Annotated in this window: 6 protein-coding genes; all 6 read right to left on the bottom strand. The window is 60.3% G+C overall.

Going from position 1 to position 6439, the window contains the following annotated elements:
* The coding region (locus tag PLL20_11890; GenBank protein HPD30690.1) for an Ig-like domain-containing protein at nucleotides 1-889 on the bottom strand (889 nt) is incomplete at its 3' end.
* 229 nt (nucleotides 890-1118) lie between these two features.
* Complete coding sequence (locus tag PLL20_11885) at nucleotides 1119-1988, bottom strand: hypothetical protein (protein HPD30689.1); 870 nt, start codon at nucleotides 1986-1988, stop codon at nucleotides 1119-1121.
* 53 nt (nucleotides 1989-2041) lie between these two features.
* Nucleotides 2042-3049, bottom strand: a complete 1008-nt coding sequence (locus tag PLL20_11880) for a hypothetical protein (GenBank protein HPD30688.1) — start codon at nucleotides 3047-3049, stop codon at nucleotides 2042-2044.
* Nucleotides 3050-3191: 142 nt separating this feature from the next.
* Entirely contained in the window at nucleotides 3192-3902 is a 711-nt protein-coding gene (locus PLL20_11875; protein HPD30687.1) for a PEP-CTERM sorting domain-containing protein, read from the bottom strand.
* 572 nt (nucleotides 3903-4474) lie between these two features.
* Nucleotides 4475-5710: a methionine adenosyltransferase gene (gene metK / locus PLL20_11870; protein HPD30686.1), complete on the bottom strand. Its 1236-nt coding sequence runs from the start codon at nucleotides 5708-5710 to the stop codon at nucleotides 4475-4477.
* Between the two features lie 176 nt (nucleotides 5711-5886).
* A complete protein-coding gene (locus PLL20_11865) occupies nucleotides 5887-6318 on the bottom strand; it encodes a hypothetical protein (GenBank protein HPD30685.1) in 432 nt (143 codons plus the stop codon).
* Nucleotides 6319-6439 lie beyond the last annotated feature (121 nt).

The raw sequence follows: 6439 nt of genomic DNA, 5'->3' as shown, positions 1-6439 counted from the left end.
GCAGATCACCTTCCTCGATCAGAACCTCGCCCGTCGACAGGGTGCCGTGCCCGGGCAGGCTGGCGATGGTGTATTCGATGGGATCCCGGTCCGCATCGTTGGCAATCAGGCGTATCGTTACAGATGAGTCGGGCAGGAGCGTGACGCGTTGGTCTTCGGGCACGGGAGCCGTATTGATCTGGACGGCCACGCTGATCGACCCGGTTGTGACGTAGCCATCACTTGCAGTGAATTCGAAGGTGTCGAGCCCGTGATAATCGGTATCCGGCGAGTAGGTGAGCTTGTTCGACGACGTTGCGTAAGGAATGTCAGCATCCGTCAGAATGGCCGAACCCGACTTGAGCCGTGCGTGGCCCGGCAGCGAGACGATGACGAACGAGAGGGTATCGCCATCCGCGTCGCTCACCGGAAGGGTGATGTTCAGGTCCGTGTTCGGTGGCGTAGTCAGTTCGGTCATTCCGGTAAGGGGCTCGCGGTTCACGGTCACGGTGATCGTGGCAGCGGTGGAGTTTTGCGTGCCGTCGTTGGCTTTGAAGGTGAAGGTGTCCGTGCCGTGTGCCGTGGTTGTGGCCGTGTAGGTGACGGTCCTGCCGGCAGCGGGAATCGCGTAGGGAAGGTCTCCGGCCGCAAGCGTGGTCGATCCGACGGCCAGCGAGCCTTTGGTGGGCAGCGTGCTGATGATGTAAGTCAGGGGATCCGAGTCCGCATCGGTCGCCGAGAGGGTGATGGTTATCGTTTCGCCTGGCTCCGCTTTGGCTGAGCCGGCCGCGGCAACGGGTGCGGCCGCCATCAGGGTCGAGGGAACGCCGGCCGCGGCCAGGCCGAGCCCCAGGACCAAGGCCAATCGCCCGAGACTCCTCAAAGCAATCGGCAAGTTGACTGTATTCATGGTGACCCTGCGCGCAACAATCCCTTCAGACGGAACCCTGCGCAGGATATCGGCCCGTCAATAAGGTGACTTAAGGGAGCCGGCGTCCGCGGCGATTATCGGGCGGACCGGCTCGCGTCGGGCAGCGGCTTGCTGCGTGGACGTCAGGAGCAACCTGGCATTGCCTTGCCTGCGAATTGACGGCACCCGGCCCGAAGAAACAGGACCGGCATCTTTTCTTGGTCCCAACTCAGGGTGATTCATCACAGGTCTCGTCGGGCGGGATGCCCGGTCCGGAGGCACATCGCTCAAATACGAGGTGGTCGGCTTGATCAATGTAGTTGTCTTCATCGACATCCAGGCACTTGCATGGATCGTCATACGCCCAATTGCCAGGGCTTGTTCCGGTGTAACAGCGCTGAAATGCTGAGAAATCCACCTGGTCGACGTCAAAGTCACCGTCCACATCAAAGCGCGGGTCGGAACAGCGCGACACCAGATGCAATCGAGTCTGGAAAGCCCAGTCCTTGGCGGCCGCGTCATCGTGAAAACCCTGATTGTCAGCGCCGCTGGGCTCGCCCAAATCCCCCTTGACGCCTGTGGACCAGCATCTCAGGGGAGCAGGAGCTTCGGTCACCTCGAGATCCCACAGGTACGAGCCGTCAACCGCCAGGGGGGCAAGAGCAGGATAGCTGATACAGCTTCGCTCGTCCTCCGTAATCGTGTCAAGATCCAACATCACCCAACCCGGTCCGCCGGCCGTCCTCTCCACGCGCCACGTTTTGATCGGGCCATCGATCAGCACCGTCCGCATCCAGCTTATGTTCCACTGGTAGAGAGATACGTACATGACGAAAGAGCCGTTACTCTCCATGTACATGCCGAACGAATCAAATAACCCGCTCAGTGGCGGTCGCTGCGCTTCCGGCAAGCTCGACGCCGGAGTAAACTGCTGGCTGATCTCACTTCCGGCGATCAGGTCCTTCGACCAGACTCTGCCAGCGTAAAGGTCGAACTCCGGCGGGACGGCCGGATCGGGCTGTGCAAGCACCGCAGCCGGAAGTAGCAATACGATCAGCGCGAACGTATGATCAAGCATCGATCGACTGGTCGCTCTCATATCATTGCCTCCAGGACCCAAGGAGATCTTCCGAGCATGTTCTTCGATACCTCTCAAGGGCAGGCTACGGTGTTACACTGCGTTTGCGATCCCTGCGGCGTTCCGCCCCGATCGGAGCATACAACCGAAGCGAGATTCTGGCAGCTCGAGTCAGCGAAGCAGCAGGCTTGTGGGTCATCACAGGCCGGATCAGCCGGAACACCCGATCCCAGAGCGCAGGCGTCGAAGGCCAAGTACTCAACACTGTCGATATCATCGTCGCCGTCGATATCCAGACACCTGCAGGGATCGTCATAGGGCCAAGTGCCGGGAATCCCAGCGCCCGTATAACATGATTGCAGGACCGTGAAGTCGTCCCGATCGACGTCGGTATCGTTGTCTGTGTCGTAACGAGGATTGAAACAGGTCGGAGTCAGGGTGTGTAGTCGAGTTTGATAGCTCCACGTTCTCACCGCTCCTCCGCCATGGATGCCGATGTTCCCAACGCCGCAATCGACCACTGGAGTCCGGGTGGTGGCCCAGCATTGCAGCGGGCTGCCGCTGGCGCGTGTCACCAACAGCCGCCAGAAGTACGACCCGTCAAGCGGCAGAGGGTCGAGGGCGGGATAGACCTTTGGGCCGGTGCCGGCATCGTTGCAGTACCGCAGGTCTACGCTCTCGCTTCCCAGATCGAACATGATCCAGGCTTCGCCCGTTTGGCCCACTTTGACGACGCGCCACACCTTCATGGGGCCGTTGGCGATCGTCGTGGACCAGTTTGTGTCCCACGTATAGAACTCCATATAGAACTCGTAATCCCCCGTGCTGTTGATGTAAACGCCGAAGGAGTCGAACCCCCCGATGACCGGAGGGCGCTGAGCTTCCGGAAGACTGGATGCAGGGCTGAATTGCTGGCCCGCCTCCTGACCGGCTCCCCAGGCCTTTTCCCACACGGTCGCCGCATAAAGGTCATAGTCGGGTGGATCCGGCGGGCCGGGAGCACCGGCTGCGAGGCCCGACAACGAGAAGACCACCATTAGCGTTGTCGCCAACCCGAGGTTTGATTCACGCATTGCTATCATGTTTCCTGTTCTCCGACACCACAAAGGTTGTCCGGCCCATCGAAGCCATCAGCTTGCATGGGAATCATGCGCAGGCTCATAAGGCTTCAGATGCGTGGCCTCACGGCTCAACGCGTCCCAGTCGCGTCGGCAAAGTTGCCCGCTACCGGCGTCTGCGCATTGCCATGCAACCGGAAAAACCCAGCAGAGCCAGAGCCGCCGGCTCCGGCACGTAGACCGCCGTGACAAAGGCACGGTTCTCCTGACCGGGGAAGGCGCCGGCATCAAATTGAGTGTTACCCACGATGGTGGTGTCTCTATTTCCAGGGCGATGCCACTTGGCAAACTGGATGTTTCCCCCACCAGTCCACACCAGCCTCCAGACGTATCCCGAATCCATTGGAGATGCCGCTGGCCACGGCTGGGGATTCTCAGGGAACTCGAGGACGAGCCAACCCGCGGCCGGCTGGCCGTTGCCGAAGCTTTGCGACGCGATCAAGTTCGCGGGTTGCACGGTATTGTTCCATGTTGTGATGGCGTCAACGCCCTCAACGGTCCTGTAAAGATAGAGGTTCAAGTCGGTGATTGTGCCGCTTCCGGGCATGACGTAAACGGCGATCTTCGTGAATGTGCATCCATTCGGGGGTTTATCGAGCCTGTTGTCGCCGTTGACCGGATCCGTTCGCGAACTGAACCAATCTGCCGCCCCGGTGTTGCGTGCCTGGGTACCGGTCTGATCGTAGAGCACGTACCACGGCGGAGGTGCGTCAAGCCCCCCGGGATCCGTGATGCGGATTGCCAGGACCGGCGATGAAAAGACCGTCATGCCGATTGTCGCCAGACAGGCGAGTACTGTGATGTGCTTTCCTCTCATTGCTCTTCCTCCTGCTCGGTGAGCGATAACAATAACCCGGCCCACGAATGTGCCTGGTAACATGCAAAACCAAGGCTGGCAAAAGAAGGAAAGGTCGAGTTACATCCTGATCCCACTGGGATCCGTTCGGCTAATCCCTCTCCGCCGGCCCCCTCCCGAACGGCCAAGAGACATGCGCGGAACTGATGATGCACATGCATATTGCATTGTCCCATCCAGTCGGGAGGTTGTCAAGGAAAAACCCAGACAATGTCGCAGGAGCAGTACCTGTATACCCCCCATCTTCAAGACAGCAGACTTCCTATGGCGATAAGATTGCCTGACGCCTTCGCTTTCAGTTTGGCACCACCTTTCGACGATTTGCTGGAGCGAGGCGGCAACGCGGACAGACGCGTCCGGACGTTGAGACGTCGTTTCCCCTGCGGGGCGATGGGTTTCCAGTAAAGAGACGTAGCGGCACGGCCGTGCGTAATCACAGAACGGCGCGTGACGGAAACGTTTTCAGAAACAGAATAAATTCCACATCAGCGGTACCGCCCAATCGCGCGCGGTCATTCAGCGGGGGCCGTCGTCTACTTCAGCCACTTCGCGGCAGCTTTCTTCAGCTTTTCCGCCATGTCGGTTTTCTCCCAGGTGAAGCCTGGGCCGGTGCGGCCGAAGTGGCCGTTGCGGGCCGTTTCGCGGTATATGGGGCGCCGCAGTTTCAGGTGTTGGATGATCTCCGCAGGTTTCATGGGAAACATGTCGCGGACCAGTCTTTCGAGCGTCGTCTCGGGCACCCGGTTGGTGCCGTTGGTGGAGACGAGCAGACTGATAGGCTCGGCGACGCCGATGGCGTAGGCAAACTGCACTTCGCATTCGTCGGCCAGGCCGGCGGCGACGATGTTCTTGGCGATATAGCGGGCCATGTAGGCGGCGCTGCGGTCGACCTTGCTTGGATCCTTGCCGCTGAAGGCCCCGCCGCCGTGACGGCCACGGCCGCCGTAGGTGTCCACGATGATCTTGCGGCCGGTCAGGCCCGAATCACCGTGGGGTCCGCCGACCACGAATCGGCCGGTCGGATTGATATGGTAGCGGATTCGATTGGACCAGAGGTCGGGCCGTTCCCGCATGATGACCGGCTTAATGATGTTCTCGATGATCTTGGCTTGAGCCTGCCTTGACAGGTTGCCTGACTTATCGACGACCTCTTCGGTGTGCTGGGTGGAGATAACCACGGTGTCGATGCGAGTCGGTACCCCGCCGTCGTAAGCGATGGTCACTTGGCTCTTGCCGTCTGGCCGCAGCCACTTGATCTCGCCGTTCTCGCGGGCTTCAGTCAGCCGCTCGACGAGTCGATGAGCCAGGTGAATCGGCAACGGCATGAGGGCTTTGGTTTCGCGGCAGGCAAAGCCGAACATGAGGCCCTGGTCGCCGGCACCCTGTTCCTTGTGACGGCCCTTGCCTTTGGTTACCCCTTGGCTGATGTCGGGTGACTGAGAGTGAATAGCCCGCAGGACCGCACAACTGCGATAGTCAAACCCGATGGCGGAGTCGGTATAGCCGATCTCGCGGACGGTCTCGCGGGCGGTGGTCTCGGCTTCCGCCAGGGCTCGCTCCGCGGCCGTGTTATGGACGGTGATCTCACCGGCCATCACGATCAGCCCTGTGGTGACCATCGTCTCGAGGGCCACGCGGGCCATCGGATCATGGCGCAGCAGGCTGTCGAGGACGGCATCGGAAATCTGGTCGCAGATCTTGTCGGGATGCCCCTGGGAAACAGACTCCGAAGTGAACAGGTAACGTCGCTTATCAGTGGGGGTAACCAATCCAATATCCTTTCGTCACAGTTGTCCGGCCTCGGCACGAGGTCTTACGTTGACTGTTCCGGCCCCTTTTCCAAACGCAGGAGTCGGGGCACTCTGTCAGGTTCGCTCGCGACCCGACCTCCAGTTTGGGCTGATATATTAGGTCTTTCTGACGTTCCTGACAAGGAAGGCCGGTCCTACCGGCTTTTCTGGGTGAGTCCTTCGAGAAAGCGGTCCAGGTAACCCCTCTTGAGGAACAGATTCATGGCCTCCACGGTCTGTTCGTGGTTCATACCCCACAGGCAGCAGCGCAGGTCGGTCAGCTCCAGATCCATCTGAATGATCAGGACGTTATCGATGGTCACAACCGAGGGCAGTTCCTGAAAGAGCAAAGCGGACAGGTGGTTGACGCCCGGCCCGCCAACCGAGATCACCGGCTGTTTGCTCAGTCTCTTCTCGTTGATGTACAAAACGTCGCTGATAACAAGCGGCTTCCAGGGCGACTCGGGGCCGAGCCGTTCGGCAATTTCCCGGGCAAGCTGATAGGCCAGCGGGCGGTCGGCGGCCTCGCCGCGCAGTGACGCTCCCGTGACGATCAGGATCAGATGGTTCAGATCGGTTTGCGGCATGGCTTGCAGTATACCTCACGGGCCGGGAGGAACATACATGACCTGTGCCGGCAGGATCCGGGTCAATCCACGTGTGCCTGCTGCGGCCGGCCTCCGAGCCGACCGTCGACCGGTCGCCTGG

The organism is Phycisphaerae bacterium (assembly GCA_035384605.1).
GTDB lineage: Bacteria > Planctomycetota > Phycisphaerae > UBA1845 > PWPN01 > JAUCQB01.
Note: the sequence above shows the minus strand (reverse complement) of the source record. Positions and strands in the feature narration are given on the sequence as shown.